This is a genomic window from Chloracidobacterium sp. (assembly GCA_016711345.1).
Lineage (GTDB): Bacteria > Acidobacteriota > Blastocatellia > Pyrinomonadales > Pyrinomonadaceae > OLB17.
This window is the reverse complement of the sequence record JADJTD010000001.1, coordinates 2,047,742-2,070,070: the sequence shown is the minus strand read 5'-3', so window position 1 is coordinate 2,070,070 and position 22,329 is coordinate 2,047,742. Positions and strand designations below refer to the sequence as shown.

At 46.3% G+C, this 22,329-nt stretch carries 20 protein-coding genes; all 20 read right to left on the bottom strand.

Annotation, left to right across the window (positions count from 1 at the left end):
* Positions 1 to 8: 8 nt before the first annotated feature.
* Positions 9 to 1,079, bottom strand: a complete 1,071-nt coding sequence (locus IPL32_08655; protein ID MBK8465887.1) for a glycosyltransferase family 4 protein — start codon at positions 1,077 to 1,079, stop codon at positions 9 to 11.
* A 133-nt stretch (positions 1,080 to 1,212) separates the two neighbouring features.
* Positions 1,213 to 2,163: a glycosyltransferase gene (locus IPL32_08650; GenBank protein ID MBK8465886.1), complete on the bottom strand. Its 951-nt coding sequence runs from the start codon at positions 2,161 to 2,163 to the stop codon at positions 1,213 to 1,215.
* Positions 2,160 to 3,662 (bottom strand): hypothetical protein, encoded by a 1,503-nt coding sequence (locus IPL32_08645; protein MBK8465885.1) that lies wholly within the window; start codon positions 3,660 to 3,662, stop codon positions 2,160 to 2,162. The genes IPL32_08650 and IPL32_08645 overlap by 4 nt, the downstream gene beginning before the upstream one ends.
* Before the next feature lie 12 nt (positions 3,663 to 3,674).
* Positions 3,675 to 5,642 carry an asparagine synthase (glutamine-hydrolyzing) gene (gene asnB / locus IPL32_08640; GenBank protein ID MBK8465884.1) on the bottom strand — a complete coding sequence of 656 codons (1,968 nt, stop codon included), beginning with the start codon at positions 5,640 to 5,642 and terminating at the stop codon, positions 3,675 to 3,677.
* Between the two features lies 1 nt (position 5,643).
* Positions 5,644 to 6,984: a CDP-glycerol glycerophosphotransferase family protein gene (locus IPL32_08635; protein MBK8465883.1), complete on the bottom strand. Its 1,341-nt coding sequence runs from the start codon at positions 6,982 to 6,984 to the stop codon at positions 5,644 to 5,646.
* A 160-nt stretch (positions 6,985 to 7,144) separates the two neighbouring features.
* Positions 7,145 to 8,041 carry a phytanoyl-CoA dioxygenase family protein gene (locus IPL32_08630; protein ID MBK8465882.1) on the bottom strand — a complete coding sequence of 299 codons (897 nt, stop codon included), beginning with the start codon at positions 8,039 to 8,041 and terminating at the stop codon, positions 7,145 to 7,147.
* Between the two features lie 8 nt (positions 8,042 to 8,049).
* On the bottom strand, positions 8,050 to 9,018 hold the full coding sequence (locus IPL32_08625; GenBank protein ID MBK8465881.1) for a PIG-L family deacetylase: 969 nt from the start codon (positions 9,016 to 9,018) through the stop codon (positions 8,050 to 8,052).
* A gap of 7 nt (positions 9,019 to 9,025) precedes the next feature.
* Positions 9,026 to 10,009 (bottom strand): GNAT family N-acetyltransferase, encoded by a 984-nt coding sequence (locus tag IPL32_08620; protein MBK8465880.1) that lies wholly within the window; start codon positions 10,007 to 10,009, stop codon positions 9,026 to 9,028.
* A 176-nt stretch (positions 10,010 to 10,185) separates the two neighbouring features.
* Positions 10,186 to 11,184, bottom strand: coding sequence for a glycosyltransferase (locus IPL32_08615; GenBank protein MBK8465879.1), 999 nt, complete (start codon positions 11,182 to 11,184; stop codon positions 10,186 to 10,188).
* Positions 11,185 to 11,189: 5 nt separating this feature from the next.
* Positions 11,190 to 12,380: an aminotransferase class I/II-fold pyridoxal phosphate-dependent enzyme gene (locus IPL32_08610; protein MBK8465878.1), complete on the bottom strand. Its 1,191-nt coding sequence runs from the start codon at positions 12,378 to 12,380 to the stop codon at positions 11,190 to 11,192.
* A 10-nt stretch (positions 12,381 to 12,390) separates the two neighbouring features.
* Entirely contained in the window at positions 12,391 to 13,398 is a 1,008-nt protein-coding gene (locus IPL32_08605; GenBank protein ID MBK8465877.1) for a hypothetical protein, read from the bottom strand.
* Positions 13,391 to 13,834, bottom strand: coding sequence for a flavodoxin domain-containing protein (locus IPL32_08600; GenBank protein MBK8465876.1), 444 nt, complete (start codon positions 13,832 to 13,834; stop codon positions 13,391 to 13,393). The genes IPL32_08605 and IPL32_08600 overlap by 8 nt, the downstream gene beginning before the upstream one ends.
* Positions 13,831 to 14,586: a class I SAM-dependent methyltransferase gene (locus IPL32_08595; GenBank protein MBK8465875.1), complete on the bottom strand. Its 756-nt coding sequence runs from the start codon at positions 14,584 to 14,586 to the stop codon at positions 13,831 to 13,833. The genes IPL32_08600 and IPL32_08595 overlap by 4 nt, the downstream gene beginning before the upstream one ends.
* 3 nt (positions 14,587 to 14,589) lie before the next feature.
* Complete coding sequence (locus IPL32_08590; GenBank protein MBK8465874.1) at positions 14,590 to 15,510, bottom strand: GNAT family N-acetyltransferase; 921 nt, start codon at positions 15,508 to 15,510, stop codon at positions 14,590 to 14,592.
* Positions 15,511 to 16,800, bottom strand: a complete 1,290-nt coding sequence (locus IPL32_08585; GenBank protein MBK8465873.1) for an ABC transporter ATP-binding protein — start codon at positions 16,798 to 16,800, stop codon at positions 15,511 to 15,513. It lies immediately after the preceding gene.
* A gap of 42 nt (positions 16,801 to 16,842) precedes the next feature.
* Entirely contained in the window at positions 16,843 to 17,784 is a 942-nt protein-coding gene (gene rfbA, locus IPL32_08580) for a glucose-1-phosphate thymidylyltransferase RfbA (protein ID MBK8465872.1), read from the bottom strand.
* A 9-nt stretch (positions 17,785 to 17,793) separates the two neighbouring features.
* A complete protein-coding gene (locus tag IPL32_08575) occupies positions 17,794 to 18,657 on the bottom strand; it encodes an ABC transporter permease (protein ID MBK8465871.1) in 864 nt (287 codons plus the stop codon).
* 29 nt (positions 18,658 to 18,686) lie between these two features.
* On the bottom strand, positions 18,687 to 20,447 hold the full coding sequence (gene asnB / locus IPL32_08570; protein ID MBK8465870.1) for an asparagine synthase (glutamine-hydrolyzing): 1,761 nt from the start codon (positions 20,445 to 20,447) through the stop codon (positions 18,687 to 18,689).
* 3 nt (positions 20,448 to 20,450) lie between these two features.
* Entirely contained in the window at positions 20,451 to 21,170 is a 720-nt protein-coding gene (locus IPL32_08565; protein ID MBK8465869.1) for an acylneuraminate cytidylyltransferase family protein, read from the bottom strand.
* Positions 21,171 to 22,325: a UDP-N-acetylglucosamine 2-epimerase (hydrolyzing) gene (neuC, locus tag IPL32_08560; GenBank protein MBK8465868.1), complete on the bottom strand. Its 1,155-nt coding sequence runs from the start codon at positions 22,323 to 22,325 to the stop codon at positions 21,171 to 21,173. It lies immediately after the preceding gene.
* Between the last annotated feature and the right edge of the window lie 4 nt (positions 22,326 to 22,329).

Genomic DNA, 22,329 nt, shown 5'->3' with positions numbered 1-22,329 from the left:
CTGAATATTCAGGAAAGTGTCGAGACGTTCCACGCTTCTCGCAGAGTCTTGCCGATAAAATCCCGCCAGTCTTCGAGGCTGTATTTCTGAGCCGTGCTCATTGCCTTCGACGACATTACTTTATACTTGGCCTGATCCGAACAAACTTCTATGACAGCGTTTGACAAGCTTGCCGGCGATGGGGAATCAAGCAGCACACCGCATCCAGAAGAAATCAAATCAGGCAGCACCGAAACCCTCGTAGTTATCACAGGCATTCCACTGGCGAGTGCTTCGAGAACTACTTTTGGAAAACCTTCTGAAGCAGATGTCGGATAACAAAATATATGATTCTGTTTTAACAGCGAGATGACTTTTGCATGCTCAAGCTTTCCGTGAAAATTTACTTTGTCTTTCAAACCAAGCTCTTGAACTCGTTGTTTCAATGTCGCCAGCAACGAACCATCACCGATCACATCAAGCGAAGCATTCGGAAAGGTACGTAAAATATTGGGCATGCTGTCTATCACAATGTCCGTCCCTTTTCTTGCTTCCTGCCTACACGCGATCGCCAGCCTTATCCGGCCGTCTGCCGGTAAGGTAAGTGGCTCACGGCCTGCGATCTGACCGCGCCTAAGTGATGTGGAAAATATCCATTTCAGGCTAGGATTGCTCTGCGATGGTGGCTGGGACGATCCTCCGGTCGCAAACATCACGTTTCGGCCACCGCCAAAAAATTCCATACTCCATTTCCAAAATTTCTCAGCAATGGTGCGCTGTACAAACCAGTTGCCGCAGTGCCTGACAAAGATCGGTTTCCGCATCATCAAAGCAAAGAGCATGCCGATAGTTCCGACATCGCCCGGTATCGGCGTGTGAACTGCGTCTGCATTTTTTATCTGTCGCCAAATGACTTTTCCATTCGTGATGATCCAAAAAGACATAGCCAATTTTCTTCTTAGACCTGCTCCGCTAGGAACGGCCAATCGAACGACCTCCAAATTGCGGCCTATTAACGGAGTGCCACCACTCTGTAGAATGGCGTTTTCACATGGAACGACGACAGTTGTTTTTGCGAAGAGCTCGGATATCGCCTCCATATGAAAGGGAAACCCGCCGTCCGTTGAAAATCCGGTCGGGGATTCTTTGCTTGGCCAGCAAATTTTATGTGATACTACGACTAAATTCATTTACCGGTCTTTTTGAATACGCATGGACGCGGGGAGACACGATCTATAATCCGCGAAGAACACGGAAGAAACCCTCGAACCTACCTAAAAGTTCTCGAACGTCATCCCATCTACGACGGTGCAGGGCTGAAATCGCGATCCGAAATAGTTCAAAAGTCTGAAAACGCCAGAACCGAATCTTTTGAAGCATACTGAGTGGTCCGCAAATATCTAGGAATACGAAATAGTAATTAACAACGCATTTGTACCCGATTCGTCTTCGGTTAGCGCGGGAGTTTTGCGAATGTAAGTGTTCACAGCGTGCTGAACCATTTTCCTGTAAAACCCAGTATTTTCCTGCACACAAAGCGAGATGAGCATCTTCAAGAACTCCATAATCGGAAAAGAAATGTGAGAACCTCAGACCTTGGTCAAACACGCTTTTGCGCCACACTGCACAGCCTGCTCCCATACACTGGATCGTCCGCAATGAAGAGTGTGGTGGGTATAAGTAGCGATTAATTGGAATACCAGTTTTGAAATCATAAAACCCCGGCGTATACGTTGTTAAAAGGCGTAAGCGTTTATACCAATTCCACCTCGATGAAGTTTCAACGGCAAAATGTTGGTTTGTAATATAGCCGGCAATCCCACCGACCGACTCTGAAACATCTTTCTCAAAGCCTACAGCCATTTGTTCAAAAAAATCAGGTTCGAGACGAATATCATCGTCTATAAAACTGATCATGCTACCGGTAGCCTCGTCAATGCCGATGTTGCGTTGTATTGCAGTTCCACCGCCGCGCCTAATGTAACGAATTTCGAATGGGCACAAATGCGAAATATTTTGTACCTTAGTTTCTGTTTCATTTTCTTCCGGCGGAGCGCCGTCAACCAAAATAACCTCGTGCGGCAGCAGGGTTTGTTTAGATAGATTTTGCAACATGCCCACGACTTCGTCCGGACGACGAAGGGTTGGCGTGACAACAGAGATTTTGATTGTTGACTCTCTCAACTCCGATCACTCTCCGTCTGACAAACTTCAAGCAGTGCCTTAGCAACTCGATGTGCAGACATGCCATCCAGTGTCGATCCAAACATATGATCGATCAATTTCTTTCGCTCATTCTTTTGTTGCTCCGGTGTGGTTAGAGAACTCTTTATCAATTGACGCATCTCGGCGATGCTCCACGCAACTTGCACCGCTCCACTTTCTACAACAGGTTTGTAATGATCGAATTCATAATAATCGGCATACGACAGCTCTTGCTCAGGAACTGACGGAGGATTATAGCCAACATTTATTACTGGCTTATCAAACATACAAAGTTCAAGCGAAACAGTCGACGCGACATTGATCCCAAGCGAGCAGTGACGAAGTGCATTGATAAGCGCATAGCTGTCTTCATACTTTGGTGTCAGCCATGCAGGCTCCCACAGAGGATCGGCAAAAATGATGTCAGGCCGACGCTGCCTTAACTCTTCAAACCGTCCAGTCAGGTCTTTTGCATAAACCCTTAGTACTAATTGCGGTTCTCCGCCTTCAGGAAACTCTGCCAAAACATCAGCAATGCCTTCGACAATATCCGGTTCGCCTGGCATATGATTCGCCATTCCCGTTGCGTATAGTACAATCGGCCTGTTCGGATCAGCACCAATTTCCTCACAATACTCTTCTTTGCTCAAATAGTATTTGTCCTGAAAATGATAATCGAATTGAGGTGTGCCGGTGATAAAAACATTTTCAGGGTTTATCCATTCATACATTTCGAGCAGCTGCTTCTTTAGATCTTCGTTCCACACTAGATAGTATTCGTATGGGAGCATGATTCGGCCTTGAGAAGTTAGATTATCCCAACTGAAAATGAATGTCGCCGTTGGAATCCCAAGCCACTGAGCTGCTTCGACTGCTTGTGTTGCATTTCGGCTGTGAACATGGGATGCGTTAAACACCAGGTCGGGACGAATTTTCTTGTAGAGTTCCGTATATTGATTGGAAGTGCGAAATAAACGGCTGCTAATTCGTTCAAGTGACGACAAAGCGTTCAGTCCACCCCTGTTGGCAACGGGGAAACTGATCATCTTCTTTATCCGTCTAATAATTTTTTGACGAACGGTTTGAGCTTCTTGATCGCGAAGTCTCGACCGCTCTTTTGCTGCCCTCGACCATATCCAGCGGTTGTGTGCCGTGTCGATGATATCGCGTTGGATTCGCACTATCCATTTATCGTCAGCTTCAGTAAGAGGGTAAATGCTGTCGCACTTACTGGCCAGCATCTCCTCAAATTCTTCTCCTGGCGCGACAGTCAATAAATGAAGCTCGGATTCCGCGCCTAAAACATCCAACATTCCTGTATAAACAAAATTACGGATTACCTCGCCACGCGGAAAAATGACTGCTACACGCTGATCTTTGATAACTTCAGCACCGGTCGAAACATCTTCTTCTTGGATGCGATTAGAATCGATGTCAGCCACTCTATTAAATTCTGTAAGTTGACGTTCTGCGATCATTCTCAATAATTTCTAAAGTTCATGCATTAGCTGATTGCACATTAGAAGGACCGGCCACAGAGCGGATGCTTTACGCTGGATCTTGGACATATCCAATACGGGAGTTTTACCGCTCATTTCAATCTTCGCGTTATCGTAAATATGTTGTTTTACTGTCTCAGTCGAATGGTCAAAACCGAAGATCCGGCCGAAAATTTCCACGGAGGCCAACTTTCCGATCATATACGGGTCCTGTGTTTGCAGGAAGTACTTTTGAACATCGTTGGAAAGGCCGAGACTCTCTGCGATCCAGCCATTGCGAAAGAAAGTCTCGTTTACGCGTAGGTATTTGTGACCGTACATCGGAAACCCATACTTTTTCTTTCTGACGATCTGCTTTGGAAGGTATTTTTCTGACATCTTTCGTACGATCCATTTATCAATAAGGAACGGATGTTTGAGATTGCCAAATCTTCCGGTCCTTCCAATTTTGAATTTTGTCGGAAGATTTACTGCAAACTTTACGATCGCCTCATCTAAAAATGGAAACCGCGCTTCAATCGATGACATCATTCCCATCCGATCATTCCGGTGAAGTAACGTGATCAGATGTTCCCGCAGCATATTTATCGTCAGATACTGCTCTTTTCGATGCGCTTTATCCAACGAATTAAGCTTTATGTTTGCCCGGTCGTTAAGTTGCTGAAATTCGAAACCCTGAACTAATTTATTAATGAACGAAACGGGTGTGTTGCTATGAGGAAACAGGTAGTTACTGAGTTTTGGAACAAGATCATATACCGACTTAACGGCGTTGACAGGAAATGCTGCGATAGAACTATATCGCTGCGCGACTATACGCGGATAGCCTAGAAAAAGCTCGTCGGCCCCTTCTCCGGTAAGGACAGCTTTTACATTCGAGTCTCTCGCCAACCTGGCAACATTGGAAAACGGGATCGAGTTTACATGAATGACTATAGGACAGTCGTACGAATAAGTAACATCTGCCCAGTCGCGCAGCATCATTTGCGGTTGAAATTCATAGGCAAATACTTCTTTATTGATATGTTTTGACAATCTGACTACATCTTCGTATTCCGAGTATTTGCCAACAATATTGGCCGTAAAGAGCTTTATGTCTGAGTTGAACTGTGCGGCTACGGCTGATATCAGGCTCGAATCTATTCCGCCACTAACAAAGGCACCAACCGGCGCATCGCTAATAAGCATTTTCTGAACACTATCAACAAATAAGCCATCAAATGTTGTTAATATGTCTTTAGAACTCTGGTTATTCAGGTGGTTGTAATACACATCATCGAATTCGTCAACCACATCATAATAGACGATTTTCTTAGGTTCGCCTTTTGATTCGATCCGCAAATAGCTTCCTGGCGTCAGCAGCCAGAGGTTCTTAAACAAAGTGTATTCGGCAGATTTTTCAGCCATGTTATTGACTGAGAAAAGTGTACGGATCGGATCGGGTTTTAGCCCAAGCGTCTTAACAAGGGCCTTTATCTCCGAGGCCCAGTACAAACTGCCATTCTCACTATAATAGTAAAGCGGTTTGATCCCCATTCGATCCCGGGCAAGCAATAGGATCTCTTCGACCTCATCGTAAAAGGCGAACGCGAACATGCCCTGCAGCTTGCTGAGACATTCATCGATACCTTCGTGAATAAGCAAATGAAACAATACTTCGGTGTCGGAAGTGGTAACGAACTCGATCCCATATTTTTTGATCAGTTCTTCGCGCAACTGACGAAAATTATAGATCTCGCCATTATAGATCAGTGAGTATCTGCTGTTTGAAAAAGGTTGATTCGCAGCATCAGACAGGTCCAAAAGGCTGAGGCGATTATGCGCCATCACAACTTTTCCGTGCTGTTCGATACCAAAATTATCGGGCCCTCTGTGCGTCATCGTCAGTCCAATCTTATTGACTGTCTCTAACGAGGGTTGGCCTCCATTACGTTGAAACATTCCGGCTATTCCACACATATTAGTTTTTAGATCTCTCCCTACTGGCTACAAATTCTACTATTGCATTTGCCATGCGCTCACTATTCTTGCCATCCAGATATCCGCAAACATATTCGGCTATCCACCGGCGTTTTTCGCGATGAAGTTCCGGCTGCTTCAAATAACCTCTGACTGCATCTACCATCTCATTAAAATCATTAATCAGCCAGACGCCTCCAGATTCGGCAATTGGCTTAAAGTGATTCCATTTGTGATTTACATCCTTGATCAACTGTTGATCTGCCTGGCCCGGCTGAGGATCAAAATCCAGGTTAACGACTGGCCTGTCGAATATAGCCGCATCGATCGTGACTGTGGAAGACAGGTTCACAACAACATCGGCGTGTCTGAAAGTGTTCACCCATTCAACGATCTGCAATTCGTCTTGAGTTCTCTTGTTTAGCTCTTTTCCTGTATTCGGTGTTTCCTGCAGCCGAACCTTTGGCAGGTACGGATCAAATAGTTCCTTCATTTCGGCGTTATCATGAATCGGATGCGGTCTAACGAGCAACTGCACGTCGCCAAGGTCTCCGTTTGCGACTCGTTTTGCCAGATACTCCGCACCATGTTTCTCCTGGAGAAAATTTGGCGAGCCGACTGCGTAAACTACTATTGGAAGATCTGGATCCAGATCTTGTTGCTTGCAAAACTCCTCGCGAGTTGAACGAAAACGCTCCTGATGAAAAATGTCGAACTGTGGTGCTCCGATCACATAGACTGGACAATCCTTTGTCTCTGGATAAAATTCATACAACTCCCGTTTTGCCTGCTCATTCCATACTATGTAGCCGTCATATTTAAAGACCATCCGATTTTTTGTCGAAATGTTATCCCATGAAGGAATATAAGCCAAAGTTGGAATCCTTAATTTCTTTGCTGCTGTAAAAATCGCCGGCTGTTCAAATTGGAAAGGCCCAGTAGAAACAACAACATCCGGCCTGTTTTCCCTCAAACGGGTCTCAGCTTCATCAGAACGTGGGTAAGCCAGCAATAATTTCTCCAAACCACTTTCGACACGTCGTTCTGTTTTAAGCAAAGCCAGCAGTCGAGCGGGCGGTTTTAAAGCTCGTATGGGTAGCGGAGATCGTTTATTTCTTATATGCTCCATCATACTCATTCGGCTTGGGGGCAAGTAACGATAGTCCCAAACAAATTCATTCAATCGACGAAGAAAATTGTGAGGGATTTCACGAAATGCGCGCACCTGAGGAAATTTTTGAATGTCGGCATCTACGTCTGCCCAGCACGATTCCACAGCCGATTCGTCATAGGAAGTTGCCCATATTGAAACATTTCCCGCCTTATTAAGGATATCTATCATTTCCGTGTGCAAAAACACCCGATCTACCAATAAGGACGTAGAAAGAAGAAGGAAGTTAATATCCCTGGAATTCTTCGATTCCGACATATGGCCGTTGGAGGTTGTGGAGTTATGGTTAGTCATCGGGCAATCAATGATCTAGGTAATAAAGAGCTAATTGCTACTTAATACCTAAATTCCTCAATTGTTCGCTGGTCAAAGTGCTGGTATCAATATTCGAAGGGACCTTGAGAAGCTCTTTTGATTCTGATGCTTTGGAAGTATACATACAAGTGTACATTAGCCTGTCCTTTATTCGTGCCTCGCCACCCTTGTGAAAACCCCTTGTATCAGCAAAAATAATTGTTCCTTTCTTTCCAGTGCCCTTTTTCCATTTTTCCTTTGGAAAGACTGCATTCATCTGTTCGTCGGTCGTTCGCCGAACATTGCCTTCCATGAAAAACTCGGGTTTGATAAAGCGAAAACGGCCTTTTCTGTGCGTTCCCTGCGCATAGGTAAACGGCCCTGCTCCTTCATCTACATCCTCAAGATATAGAAAGAGCTTCAATATGTAATTATCCTCACGGTCAAAATGCCAAAGCTGTGATTCTCGTGCACTCCCTTGTGAAGCAAATGTCTTCCACACATTGTAATATCTCAGCTTGGCGTACATTTGAAAATAGGCATTCGCAATATTTAACAATCTATTGTTCAGTGCGAACCGCGCAAAAATACTTTCCGAATCAAAAACCAACTCGCTGCCCAGCATCTCCAAATTGAAAGTTTTGTGGCCGATGGCTGGGTCATTTACCATTGACTTGAGGCCATCGATCTCTTGTTTTCTGTTTTCCAACAGACTTCTGGTTGCAGCATCCAATGATAGAAACTCTGAATCGTTATCAAAAAGTTCTTCCACCGAGGTAATGACAACCCCATCCGAATTGAGTTTGTCAATGATGTTCCTTTCAACACCAGTTAACCGGTGTTTATGAATCTTGTAATCAACTGTCGGCACAAGGTTTAATCCGTAACGCCATACCAGATCTGTTTTTTTTATGGACCTAGTTATAGATCTCATGCTGGTGTTCATAATTCAGACATTCCTTCATCATTCAAAATCTGGGAGTTAGCGATAGTGCTCTCTCCGACATCAGTCTTTGTAATCAACAGATGTAGTTCTCTTAGGTTTGCGGCAACCGATGGCTCTCCGGCATAAGTAAGTTCAAGGTCTTTGAAATAAAATTGTTCTATAAGTTTCATCAGTTCGCGAGCGGGCAACGTAAAAAATATTTCAACAAAAGCAGGTGTTTTGCTTTTCGAAAGCAAACGAGAATTCCACGCTGCCAGTCCCATCGCAACGTGATCATAATGCCTATCGCCGTTCTGCGACGGAAAGCACTCCAGCAGGAAACGTTTTTCATCAGCCACCGCCGTAATATCAACAAATCCATTTGGCAAAAGTGTATTTTGAACCTGATATCCCCAGATCTCAATATCAGGTAATGTTGCCAATGTGTTGGCTAGCCAAAGAATGTGATTGATCATTCGATGCTTGGGCGCCCCGTCAAATAGCCATGGACACAAGATCACGTTAGGCTTGACCGATTGAATGATCTCGTTGAGTTCCTCCAGATCTTTCTTTTGCGGCTTCGGTTTGAGATTAGAAATATCCAATTCAAACATCTTTGCTCCAAGGCGTTCGCAGACTTTTCGACTTTCCTGCCTTCGAACTTCACTCTCTAAGTCATTCTGCTGGCCATCGGTACAGTAAACTATGGCGATATCTACACCGGCATCTCTCGCCATTACGAGCGTTCCTCCGGCACCGATCACTTCGTCGTCCTGATGGGGAGCAAGTAAAAGAATGGACTTGAATGAGCCAACTGGCAATCGTTGCGGAATAACGTCATTCCGGAACGACTCGATCTCAATTATGCGCTCCGTTAGAGCAATATTGCCCACTCCAAAATATCGCTTCGTAAGAAAGCGATATGGACCGGCACGCACTATGTACGAGTTTAGAATTCTTAAAATACGTTTTGGGGTCAGTCGCATTTATTAACTATTTAACTTCCTCATTCGTGCTGGATGCATCCGGCGAAGTCAACGTCTTTTTGTTGCTCTTGCCAAACCTATATCGCCAGGCCCGCCAGCCTCTAAGAACGACATTCATCCACAGTCGATAACGGTGAGGCGACAACACTAAACAAAATGGTTCCGGTGCAACATGCAGTGTTGGTTTGAATTTTCTCTTAAAATCGAAAAGATGATTATTCCTCGTCGGATCGCCCGGCCCACCTATATTGAAATGGCCGCAACCAAACTCATAACCGAAACGCATACCTGTAAAAAACATTAAGGCCGCCGGACTTGGATTTTCGCCTAAGATATCGAGATCCAGCGCTGCGAGCATCGCTTCGCAAATCTCTCCGTCCCGTACATGCAGTTGTGCAGCGATCAACTCGCCTTGGTAGGAACAAAGATAAAGCCGAGCAAAATTATTTGCTGCACCTTGCTTTAGCAGCTCACGCCAGAATATTTTGGGTTTCGGAGAAAGTTCAAATCCTTTTTTTGATGCGAGATTTTCAAAAAGCTGCCATGCCTTTTCAAAATCAGCATCTGTATTGGTTGAGCTAATATCATAATTGAACCGAATGGCTCGCCTTATTCTTTTTCGAGCCGTCTCACTAAAACTCGATATCGTTTCGGCATCGTCCTCTTTTTGCTCTATGAGCATTGAATTCCGGGAGTCTCGACAAAACGGATACGGTTCGATCTGTTCAACGCCCTTAAGATCTCGGATCTCTGAAAAGACGCTTTCCTGTCCCTGCGTAAATCGAACAAACGCATACCCCAATTTTCTGAACAGATCCGTCAAACTCAATAGACACGATGACGTGTCAACATCTTCGGGCGCAAAGAAATATGGTCCGCGATCAATCAACCCAAACCGGAACGGAGAAGTGCCAACTTCGATGATCGCAACAAAAGCTATCGGCTTGTCTTCGTCTCCGCAGTAAAAGAATCGCGATTTGTAATTCTGCACTTCATAGGCACTTACCCAAAAAGGAAATTGGCGATACGAACACGACGTTAACTCCAACTTCGCACTCCAGTCTTTTAATTCTGAGCGAGACACTTCTCTCCACAAAAACTGATTACTTTTTTTCAAGTTCTTCGACTTTTCGGATTTATTGGAAGTTATACTATGCTGGCTCAACATTATTGCAGTTTTAGGTTTCCGTTTTTGTTCTTGAGAGATTGCCTTACTGCGCGCAGGCCAGAGACGGCCGACGGAAAATACATTTTGCTAAGAAACTTTAAATGCTGCATTCCCAGTTCACGCCCGGCCAAATAGTGAAAAAACGACTGTAGTACAAATTTGCGGGCCTCCGAACGACTTCCCATTTGTAGAGCCTCACGCCCGGCACGCATGTAATAGCGGCCCAGCCTTTTTCTCAATTCTGCCTTTTCTTCGGCGAATACGTCCGGCAACACATATTCTAAAGTTCGGATAGTTTCTCTGATGCGATAGAGCCCTGTTCCCGAGCTCCAAACACCGGTTCCGTGAACTCTATACTGAGCCATTACTTCGTCAATGTACGCGACGTAACCATGACGGGTCAGTAAGATGAATAACGCCCAATCACATATCTGCAGACCTGCGAAGCCATTATCCAACAAAGGCATATTTTTTCGACGAAACATAGCCGAGCAGGTAGCTATCCAGCATTTACTGATGACTTCTTTTTGACTCAACCGGTTTTCGATGAACGTCGTATCGGGAAAGTATCCCCTGTTCTCACCAGTAATATCATCGAGCATTCCTACCTTATGAAAACATATAGCAGCTTCTGGTTGATCATCCAACAATTCGATCTGCCGCGCCAATTTGCTTGGATCCGTCCAAAAGTCGTCACCTTCGCAAAAAGTTACATACTGACCTTCGCACGCATTCAGACAGGTAACTGTATTGCGTCCTACACCAAGGTTGGATTCCGGCGTCAGCAATCTTACAGTTTCCGGATATTTCTGCTGAAAGTCCTGAGCGATTTTGCGGGTTCCGTCAGTGGAGCAATCTTCTCCAATAATGAGTTCAAAGGGGAAATCCGTTTTTTGCATCAGTACGCCTTCTATCGCCTGGGCAATAAACTTTTCATGGTTGTAAGTGATCATTACAACGCTGACCTTTGGTTTTGGTTTTTGAACGGTAATGAGCATTAATCCTAAATAGATGTAATCGTTGACTTTATCCCGTTTTGACTATTTTTTACCGCCTCAGTGAGGATTCCGCAAACAATTTCAATGTCATCCGGCGAAACTGCCGTTCCGCTGGGAAGGACCAAAACACGTTGACTCATTTTCTCGGTCTCCGGCAAGAGCAACCGCGCATGCGGGTAACTAGAGCGGTATGGTTCCATGCGGTTACACCCGGGATAGAAGTACCGTCGGGCAAGAACATTTTCGGAACCCAGCACCCTTATCAGTTCGTCTCTGCTAATTCCTGTTTCCGACTCATCGATCTCCACCACTATGTAGTGGTAATTATTTTTCTCTTTTTCGTCATACTGAATCAATGAAAGCCCGCGTATTTCCGACAAGCAATCGCGATAAACATTGTAATTACGATGATTGACTGCGATGAAATCAGCAAGGCTCTCCAGATTAGTCAAGCCCATAGCCGCGTTGACCTCGGCCATTTTGCCGTTGGTTCCAATGTAAATAACATTGTCGTAGCCTGAGAAACCAAAATTCTTCATTAGGCGGATCTTTGCCGCGAAATCGTCGTCGTTTGTCACAACAGCGCCGCCTTCGAGCGTGTTAAAAAATTTGGTGGCATGGAAGCTAAAAACCTCTGCCAGGGCAAATCCGCCGACCATTTTGCCTTTGTGACTACAGCCAAACGCATGTGCGGAGTCGAACATCAATTTTAGATTTCGTCTCTCAGCTATTTCACAAAGAGCTTCGACATTGCATGGCCTTCCCCACACATGAACGCCAATGATCCCTGTTGTCTTAGGCGTGATCAACTCCTCTACACGCGCCGGGTCAAGGTTGTGCGTGAGGGGATCGATATCGCAAAAAACGGGAGTTATTTCCTGCCATTGGAGTGCGTGGGCAGTAGCCACGAAGGTAAAAGCGGGAACGATCACTTCTCCCGTCATTTCGGCAGCTCGAATGGCGATCTCAAGGGCGATCGTGGCATTACACATTGCTATGCAATGCTTAACACCGGCAAATTCGGCGATCTTCGCCTCAAATTCCTGAACAAAAGGGCCGTTGTTCGAGAGCCAGCGATTGTCGAGCATGGTCTCAACGCGGGCAAGAAACTTATCCCGATCACCAAGATTGGGACGTCCCACATGTAAAGGTTCAGAAAATGCGGCTTTTTTTAATCCGTCTGGCTTTGCGCTCATAAATTAGTATTTAGGTGTAGCTGGATTCACCTACGTTCAAGAGTGTTGTAAACGGCCATTCGCGATCAATTTTCAGTCCGGATCGCGTATGAATGCCATCTGGTTGCTTTAATGGATTTTCGAAAATAGCCAACCATTCGAGTTCTTTAAGATCATTTATCCAGTCTGGGAGAGCTTCGAATTGATTCCAACCTAAATTCAATTTCGTTAGCCGTTTCATCTTTGCCATAGAATCTGGAAGTCGTGCAAGCCGATTTTGGTACAACGATATTTGCTCAAGGTTCTCCAAATTTCCGATATCTTCCGGCAACACTTCGAGATCATTCTGATAAATACGAGCCATACGCAATTTCTTAAGGCTGGTGAACCCTTTCGGCAATGAACGCACAGACGGCCCGCCGCAGTTGGTGAAAAACTCAAGATTTTCTAGAGCTTCTAAACCATCAGGGAAATTCTTGATGTTCCAAAGTGTCAGATTTTTCAAATCGCTAAACTCGTACACAAACTCCGGCAGTGTCAGGATATTAACAAAATACAAATTGATCGACCGTAAGCGTTTAAGTCCTCGGAGAGGCTCTATCGATCTTAATTTCAGATTTTTATGAAGCGCAATAGATTCCAAATTTTGCAGCTCGCTACACCATGACGGTAGTTCGGCAAGGTCATTGTTGCTAAGAGCGAGACGTTTTAGTTCCTTAAAACCGCGAATCTGTTCTGGAAAAGCTCCGAGATAATTGGAACCAAGGCTTAGGTCTTCCAACTTTGTAAGCTGGTCAAAATTGTCCGGCAGTTTGCCGAGAAGGTTGCGCCTTAGATTGAGTTTTTGCAAGGAAGTTAAGCGCGAAATAAGCTGTAGTATTTCTTGTTTCGCAGCCGGAGTGTGGTGACGGATCAAACCGTAATATGGAGCATCATCATCGCCCAGACTAAGGTCGATACACCGATCATCCTGCATCGTGTAAGCGAATGGCCGACCAATCGTTTCTTCTATAATTTTGATGATCTTAAGATCAGACATGATTATTTAGATTGCCGTTAACGTATTCGATCCAACGCCTTAATTGATTCCATTCAACACGCGGCATGGCGTCGAGGGAAAGCGGCGAGCACAATTCACGTCCGCCAAGTTCCAACAAATGCCGACGGATAATTTGCATCGCCCCAAAAGAAAAATCTTCGTAGCCGTAGTAGTTACCCAGCTCGCAGATAACAAATTGCTTTCCCGACATATCAAGCGAGAAATCTGTTATGAACTTCTCCATATCCGGTTGCAATTCCTCGTCGCCATAGGTCGGGCAAAAAAACATCAGGATATCGTAAACGGAAAATTGTTCTGTCGAAGTTAGATCCTTAACATCAAACACATCAGGCTTGATCGTCAGGCGCTCCAGTGATTCGTTCACCGCTTTGCGCGTGCGTCCGTGACTCGATCCGTAAAGTAGAGCAATTTTCATGATCGGATGCGACAAACAGAAAATAGTGACCCGCAAAGGTCGGGATACTCCAAACCAAGTTTATAAAGGCCGTCGATCTGAGCTTCCTGAAGTGTGCCGTCATCAATTAACTTATCCATCTGGAAGTCGGCCAAAATTTTTAGCATAACGCCGCCCTGGCTGACGTTTTCAAAACCCGCTGCAGCAATATCACGGTCAAAGTCAACGCGGTCATAGACACGGCGATGGCCGTGATTGTGATCGTTTGGCGTGAGTTCCTTCAGACCGTTTAGAAGTCCCATATGAACCGCGAGTTGGCGGGAAAGGGCTCGTGCATTAGGAACGAGCAACAGCAAAAGTCCGTCAGGCTTCAGCACGGAACGTGCCATTTTCATCACGGCGACAGGATCGAATACATGTTCGAGGATGTAGCTCGCTATGACATAGTCATATTTTTCGTCGGCCTCAAATTCTTCAAAAAGAGCATTAATGAATTTCACATTTGGCAGATCTCGTTTTCTGGCTTCGGCAAGAAAAAGTTCCGACCCGTCGACGACATCGAGATGGTCAACGTGGCTGGCGATCATCTCCGTCATAAAACCGTCCGAACAGCCCAATTCGAGTGCTCTGCCGCCGCGCAAATACGGAGCAAAAGTGCGCATAATAAGCTTGCGCATCGCCATCGTCTGAGCTGAGGTGTCAACGGTATATGTGTGATACACCTTGTCTAAAAATTGTTTTTCTGACTGAATAAACTCTGAATCCGTTCCCATAAATTAAGCCTCCCGGCTTTGGAATTCCCCAAAACGATATGCAGGGAAAAAATCATTTGCACTCATACCGGTTTCATTCATGATCTTTGCATAGCGATCGCGGTCAAATATGCGGCCGCAAAAATAGACCGGAAGAGTCGCGTTCGACCAGCCCTGTTTGAATCTGCTCAAACCGTCTTGCTGTTTTGCTCCTATCCCTGCTCCGGCCCCCAAATTTAGTCCGCGTAACGCCTGTGAACGGAAATATTCTATCGCAGTATGGAATATCGGAAACGATGCTCCTAGTTCATAACCCCGTTCGCTATATGCTCCTAAGTGATAATAGCTGACGTTGTTGTGCATTAGCCAAAGAGTCATGCCAACAGTTTCGCCTTGATGAATCGCGCGAAAAACATCGAGTCCTGGAACCTTGAACAACATCTCAAATGCGCCGCGGGAAAATGCTGTAAGTCCGCTGATATTGTGCCGCTTGATAAGCACGTCGTATAAACTTACCCAATCCTCAAGCACTGTCGAATCAGGGCCGCAGCGTTCAACGACCACCTCACGCATCGCTTTGTCTACGTTACGCCGGTGATTGCCTGATATCTTTGTCGAATCTTCCAAACTGAAATCGACCACAAAATGATCTTTGAAATGGAACATCTTGTCCGGAAAACACAGCCGCAGCATTTCGATGTCAAAATTACCGAAAGGGTCCGTTACCAAGGCTACGGACACTAACTCATCTTGGAAATCTTCAAGATCGTCGGGCAATCGTTCCCAGTCTTCGCAGCAGAACAATGGATAACATCCCATTGCATCCTGGTAATCAGTGTTCGCTACTTTTCGTACCAACAAATTGCCGCCGGAACGCAGCAGCACCTGCGGCCTTCCAAATTCTGATAACGTTTCGGCATATTTCGGATGCAGATAGCCTGTCATCTAAATATTCCCGACGCTCTCTGTTCTCCACTGCAAAACAGGCTGCACGACGCCGGGCTCTTTACCCATGTAAGCTCCGTCTCTTGAGGAAAGATCGACGACATTGAATGACGCAATGCCATTGTTCGTATAAGTTGCACGGGCACCATTTTCTACAATGAGCAATTTCAGATGATAAATTCCGGAATTAAGAAAGCCGCCAGGAATTTGGAATGTTGACCTATAAACACCGGGATCATATTTCGTCGAGTTTGACCAAGTGGTAAACACAACGATGCCTTGTTCATTAAGCAAATGATAAGTTAAGTGAACTGCACGATCCGGGAGCATCGACCAGAATTCAGTTTCAATATTTACTTGGTCCTGCATACTGATCAGGCCTTCGTTTTGATCGCTTTCGGGAACTACCTTAATGCTCTTGATCTTTATCAGATCGTTGCCCGGTGCTGTTTCGGGAGACTTCCATTCAGATATCTGATCCTGGACGTTAAACCCTTGCAGATACTCCGTGATCATCTCTGCAGGATTACCCTGTCCGGTCAGCCGTCCTTCGCGCAGCATGATAGCGCGCTGGCATAGCGTCTGCACAGCAACCATATTGTGACTGACAAAAAGGACCGTTCTGCCTTGTGAAGCCACATCGCCCATTTTGCCAAGACACTTCTTTTGAAATTCAGCATCGCCGACAGCCAACACTTCGTCAACGATCAGTATCTCAGGTTCCAAGTGAGCCGCGACAGCAAATGCAAGACGGACATACATGCCGCTGGAGTAACGCTTGACGGGCGTGTCGATAAACTTTGAGACCTCGGCAAACTCGACTATCTCATCAAACTTTGAGCGGATCTCAGCTTTCGTCATTCCGAGAATGGCACCGTTAAGGAAAACATTCTCGCGTCCTGTAAGTTCAGGATGAAAACCGGTCCCAACCTCTAAAAGGCTTGCGATGCGCCCTTTTACACGAACCTCACCGTGAGTCGGGGCCGTTACTCTTGAAAGTACTTTTAGCAGTGTGCTTTTGCCGGCACCGTTGCGGCCGATGATGCCCAAAACCTCACCCTGATGCACATCAAATGAAACATCTCTCAATGCCCAAAGCTCATCCGCGTCGGGTGAATTATGGCCGTTGGTTTTTACATTATTATTAGCACCGATCTTGGCTAGCGGGTCAGGCTTTCCGGTGAGACGTGCCCAATGTCGGCTGACGTCGTCAACGAGACGCTTTCCGCCTATGACCCCGAGGCGGTAGTGTTTTGAGAGATTATCTACCTCAATTACGATGTCGGACATAAATGAAAACTAAATATTCAACAGTGGGTAAAAATGGATCGCTTACGAGTGCGTTGTAGTTAACGCAGAACCCTCGTCAGCCAATTTTGCATTGCGAAATTTTTTCGACATTCGCTGTTCGACTGCAATGTTGTGCAGGTACTCGCTGTATTCACAATTGGGCATTTTTGTTAGCAGTTCTTCAAACTGTTCCAGAGTCATAAAGCCTCGCACCAACGCTGCTTCTTCGGGGCATCCGATCTTTATGCCTTGCCTTTTTTCAATAGTACGAACGTAAACCGATGCGTCGTACAGCCCGCTGCTGGTTCCCGCATCGAGCCATGCAAAGCCACGGCTTAACGGACGCACTTTTAATTTGCCGCGCTTTAGATACTCTTTGTTAACATCGGTGATCTCAAGCTCGCCGCGTGCCGACGGTTTGAGAGCTTTCGCAATTTCAACCACCTGATTGTCGTAAACATAAAGCCCCGGAACAGCATATCGGCTCTTTGGATCCGTTGGTTTTTCCTCCAGAGAAACCGCGGCTCCGTGTTCGTCAAATTCAACGACGCCGTAATTTTCCGGATCGTTAACATGGTACGCAAATATCGTCGCTCCCGACACAAAATCGTCAAATGCCCGTGGAAAAGCATCGCCGCCAAAGAAAATATTGTCGCCGAGTATGACCGTGACATTGTCGTCACCGATGAAATCCTCCGCGATCAGAAAGACCTGAGCTATTCCCTCGGGACGAGGCTGTACGCGATACTCGATCGTCAGGCCCCATTTAGTTCCATCGCCAAGCAGCTGCTGATAACGTCCCTGATCTTCGGGCGTCGAGATCACGCACAATTCGCGAATTCCGCTGGCGATCAATACTGTCAGCGGGTAATAGACCATCGGTTTATCGTAAACCGCCTGAAGCTGCTTGCTTGCGATCTGCGTCAGCGGATAAAGCCGTGAGCCAAGCCCGCCTAAAAGTATTATGCCCTTCATATTAGCCATAAAAATGCGTCAAACCGTATCCATGAACGTCTTCTCGACGTGATTGAAAAGCACAACTCCCACCGCTAGTATCACCACTGTAACTACTGCCGAATATCCAAGCATTTCCCAACTGAACGTTCCGGTACCAAGAAAGCCGTAGCGAAATGTTTCGATGATCGAAGTCATAGGATTGGCAGCGACCATCCATCGATACTGTTCCGGGATCTTTGAAAGCGGAAAGATAACCGGCGTCGTGTACATTAACAACTGCGTACCGAATTGAACAAGAAATCTAAGGTCGCGGTAACGAGTTGTTAAAGACGAAACGATAATGCCCGTGCCGAGTCCGAGAGCCGCCATCATCAGAAGCAGAACAGGCAGTAAAAACAGTGCTGACGTCGGCCTGATATTGCTGTCGCCCGCGAGAAAATAAAAATAGAAACACAGGAACAACCCAAGCTGTATGCCAAATTTAATTAGGTTTGAAAGCACTACCGACAACGGCACGGCAAGCCTCGGAAAAAAGACCTTACCAAAAATTGCCGAATTTTGGTTGAAGGTCTCAGAGGTTTTCACCATGCATTCGGAAAAGTAATTCCAGGCTGTGACGCCTGAAAGGTAAAACAAAACTTTTGGCAAACCGTCGGTAGAAAGCTGGGCAATGTTCCCAAAGATCACAGTAAACGTCAGCGTCGTCAGCAACGGCTGAATGATGAACCACAGCGGGCCGAGGATCGTTTGTTTATACAGCGAGAAGAAATCGCGGCGGACAAACATCATCACAAGATCGCGATAACGCCATAGGTCCCCGAGATGAAGATCGAACCAGCCGCTTTTAGGCTGTATTACGAGCGTCCACTCATTGGAATTACTTAAACCCTTTGTTTCCATCGTTAGGCTTGTTCCCTCATCTGTCATGCTTAAGCACGCTGGGCAACGACAGGCATCAGCTTATGGGTTGAGGCCATTAACCCGATACTTATCCATTGCCAAACATAAAAACTGTTATCGCCTTTTCCACCGCAAAAATCCGACCACGCTGTCTTCACCGCTCCGCGATCCAGCCATTCGCCGGCAAAACTATTCAGTGCTGTATCGATCGTTTGATCAGCCCATTCTCTGAGTTCGTGACGCAGCCATTCACGCTGAGGCGTTTGCAGCGGACGCTTTGGTGCTTCTGTCAGGCTTTCCGGGATCAACCCATTTGCGATCTGACGCAGCATCGCCTTTCGTGTGCCGTTTTTAATCTTGCGTTCGATAGGCTGACGAAATGCCAACTCGAACAACCTGTGATCCAAAAATGGTTCTCGTAATTCGGTCGAATATTTCATCGAAATGCGGTCGTTGAATCGCAACACTTTTGGTATCTTCGTATATCGCGTGTCGCGGTATTGAAGATTTCGTACGCTGTCTGTGAAAACTGACGGAAAATCGCTCGCCTCTGCCAAAGCACGAAATTCTGGCGTCAAACAATCCGGCTTGACCGGCGATTCCTTAGTGCCCTGGATCAAACTTGGTTTGTTCCCGTTGGTCTTTGGAAGGTAATAATCGTAACCGGCCCACTGCTCATCCATTCCATTGCCATCCAGCAAAACGGTAACGCCGTTTTCCTTCGCCCGTTTAAATACGGTTGAATATGCGATAGTCGGAAGGCCGCCAAAAGGTTCGTCCTGACAAGCCTGAATCTCACTTGCCAAACTTGGAACATCATTCGCTGTCAACTTACAGACGACGAGATCGTGATTTGTTTTGGCTATCATACTTTCGACCCAGGGCAATTCGTCATAATTCTCATCGCCCGTGGCGAATGTAAATACTTTTACATCACTATCTTCGCCCTGAACCGCGTGTACCAAACCTAAAAGCGTCGATGAATCCAATCCGCCGCTGAGATTGATGCCAACCGGGACATCGGAGCGAAAGCGGAACTTTACGCTTTCCTTCATTAACGCGAGATATTCTTCCGCAACTTCGTTTTCGGAACGCGTATCAAATACTTCGCCCGAGCGTTCGGCAATGTCATACCAGCGAGAGACCTTTATTTTCTGATCGCTCCATTCCAACAAGTGCCCCGGCGGCAAAGACTCAATATTTTTCCAAAATGTACGGTTCGAATGGTCGTATTGGCCGTTAGCAAGATAGGTTGACCATGTGATCTCATCTGGGACAAGCGACACGCCTGCCGCGTGAAATGCCTTAATTTCACTGGCTATCAGCAGTGTTCCATCGCTCTTTTGATGAAAGTTCAACGGCTTTACGCCAAAACGATCACGAGCGGCAAAAGCTCGTTTTTCTTTCACATCCCAAACGATGAACGCAAACATTCCGATCAGTTTATCCAAACAACCGCGTCCCCATTTTTGATAGGCTGCCAACAAAACTTCTGTATCTGATCTAGTTCTGAATGTGTATTCGCTCTCTAACTCTCGTTTCAGTTCGAGGTAATTGTAGATCTCGCCGTTGAGCACGACGACCAGATCTCCTGATGAACTAAACATCGGCTGGCTTGCCGCATTAGACAGGTCGATGATCGCCAATCGGTTTTGTCCCACGCCCGCTATGCGATCAGGACTAACATAGATCCCTTCACCGTCCGGCCCGCGATGCCGCTGCGAAGTCACCATAGCGGCGAGGTCTTTCTCACTCCATGATCTACCAAATATTCCGGATATTCCGCACATAAATTAAACGGTTTGCGACGCTCCGGATTGTATGGATCGGCTTTTGATCATCTCTTCGGCCTGACTCCAATCTTCCTTCGTGTCAATATTTATCGAATTAGCTTCGTCCATCTCGTAACCGCGAACATTGCGGCCGTAGAGGTTTCCATACTCGGTCAGAACACTTCGCTTGGTTACATAAACAGAACCTTCGCGATGAAATGCGGGCGGCAGGTCCTGTCGTCTCGATACAGGTTCAACATCACCACTCGACAACTTCATCTCGCCATCAGGTGAACGCCAATACACCCATTTTGGATTATAAACATGCGGCACAGGCAAAATACTGATCACCGAATCCGCACCGGTCTTTTCCAATATTTCGATACAGTTATCTATGTCTTCGGTTCGCCTGAGCGGATTGGTCGGCTGAAGCAGGCAAACAGCATCGTAATGTTCTCCGAGCGATTCTAATTTGGTAACGGCGTGAAGTATCACCGGAAATGTCGCTGTCGCGTCTTCGGCCAGTTCAACAGGCCTCATAAACGGAACGTCCAAGCCAAGCGATCTGCCGATGTCCGCGATCTCTTCGTCTTCGGTGCTCAAGATCGTCTTTGTCAATCTTGCAGAGATTGCGGCCTCAGCCGTGTAAGCGAGCAATGGCTTTCCGCACAATGGCCTTATATTTTTTCGATGAACCCCTTTCGAGCCGCCGCGTGCGGGTATGATGCCCAGTACTCTCATCTAATAAGTAAGCATCTTCTCGATACTCAATGGAGCCTCAGCGAGAACCTTTGCGATATTTTTACCGGCGTTTCCGTCACCATAAAGTTTGTCGCCGTCGCGTCTATTACTGCTTATCTGCTCACGTGCTGCGGCAAGAATTGCTCCTTTTTCATACGCGACATCGATCACGTTGCTTCCTCTCTCACGTCCGACTTGCCGAGTTCCGATGTTAACAACCGGCACACCTAAGTACGAACATTCCCGAATTCCAACACTTGAATTACCGATAAGACACTTGGAGTTGTAGAGCAGCCTCAAGAAATCTGTCGGTGACATGCTCTTAAAGAAATGTATATTTTCCGGATTGTATTTTTCCCTAAACGAACGTATGCCGTTTGATGTACCGTCCGAACCCGCATCCACATTTGGCCAGAACCACAATGTCGGCATGTTGATCTCGTGAACAGCCTCAAGCGTTTCCATAACGTGCTGGCGGGCCTTTTCATGTTCCGTAGTAACCGGATGCTGCATTACAACAATGTATCCGTTGACCAGTTCATGAAGGATGCCTACGCCGCCGTAACGCTCGAATGGATTAAAATTAAGCGACGGATCATCAAGTATGTCAGTGGCGATGTCTATCGACGGGCAACCGGTTACATAGATCTTCCGGCTGTCTTCACCCATCTTTTTAACACGCTCACCGGCCATCGGTGTCGCGACTAAATGTAGATCGGCAAGTTTTGTAACAGAATGCCGTACCTTTTCATCAATAGAACCTGTAACCTCGCCGCCCTGGATATGGGCGACGGGAATATTCATATACGATGCCGCGACTGCGGTTGCCAAGGTCTCGAAGCGATCTGCAACAGTAACCACAACGTCTGGTTTCAGATTATCGAAGACTGTTGCCAACTCAAGGATTCCCAAGCCGGTGGTTTTGGCCATTGACGCAGGGTTTTCACCTTCCAAAACCATGTAAACGCGCGCATCGATTGCAAAACCGTCCTTCTCGATAAAGTTCACAGCCGTTCCGTATCGATCCAGCAGCGCAGATGCTGCGACTACAAGCTGCAATTCGAGATCGGGGTGATCCTTAATTGCCTGTAGTACAGTTTTTACACGGCTGTAGCTTGGCCTCGCCGTTACAACAACACAAATTTTTCGTGACATCAGA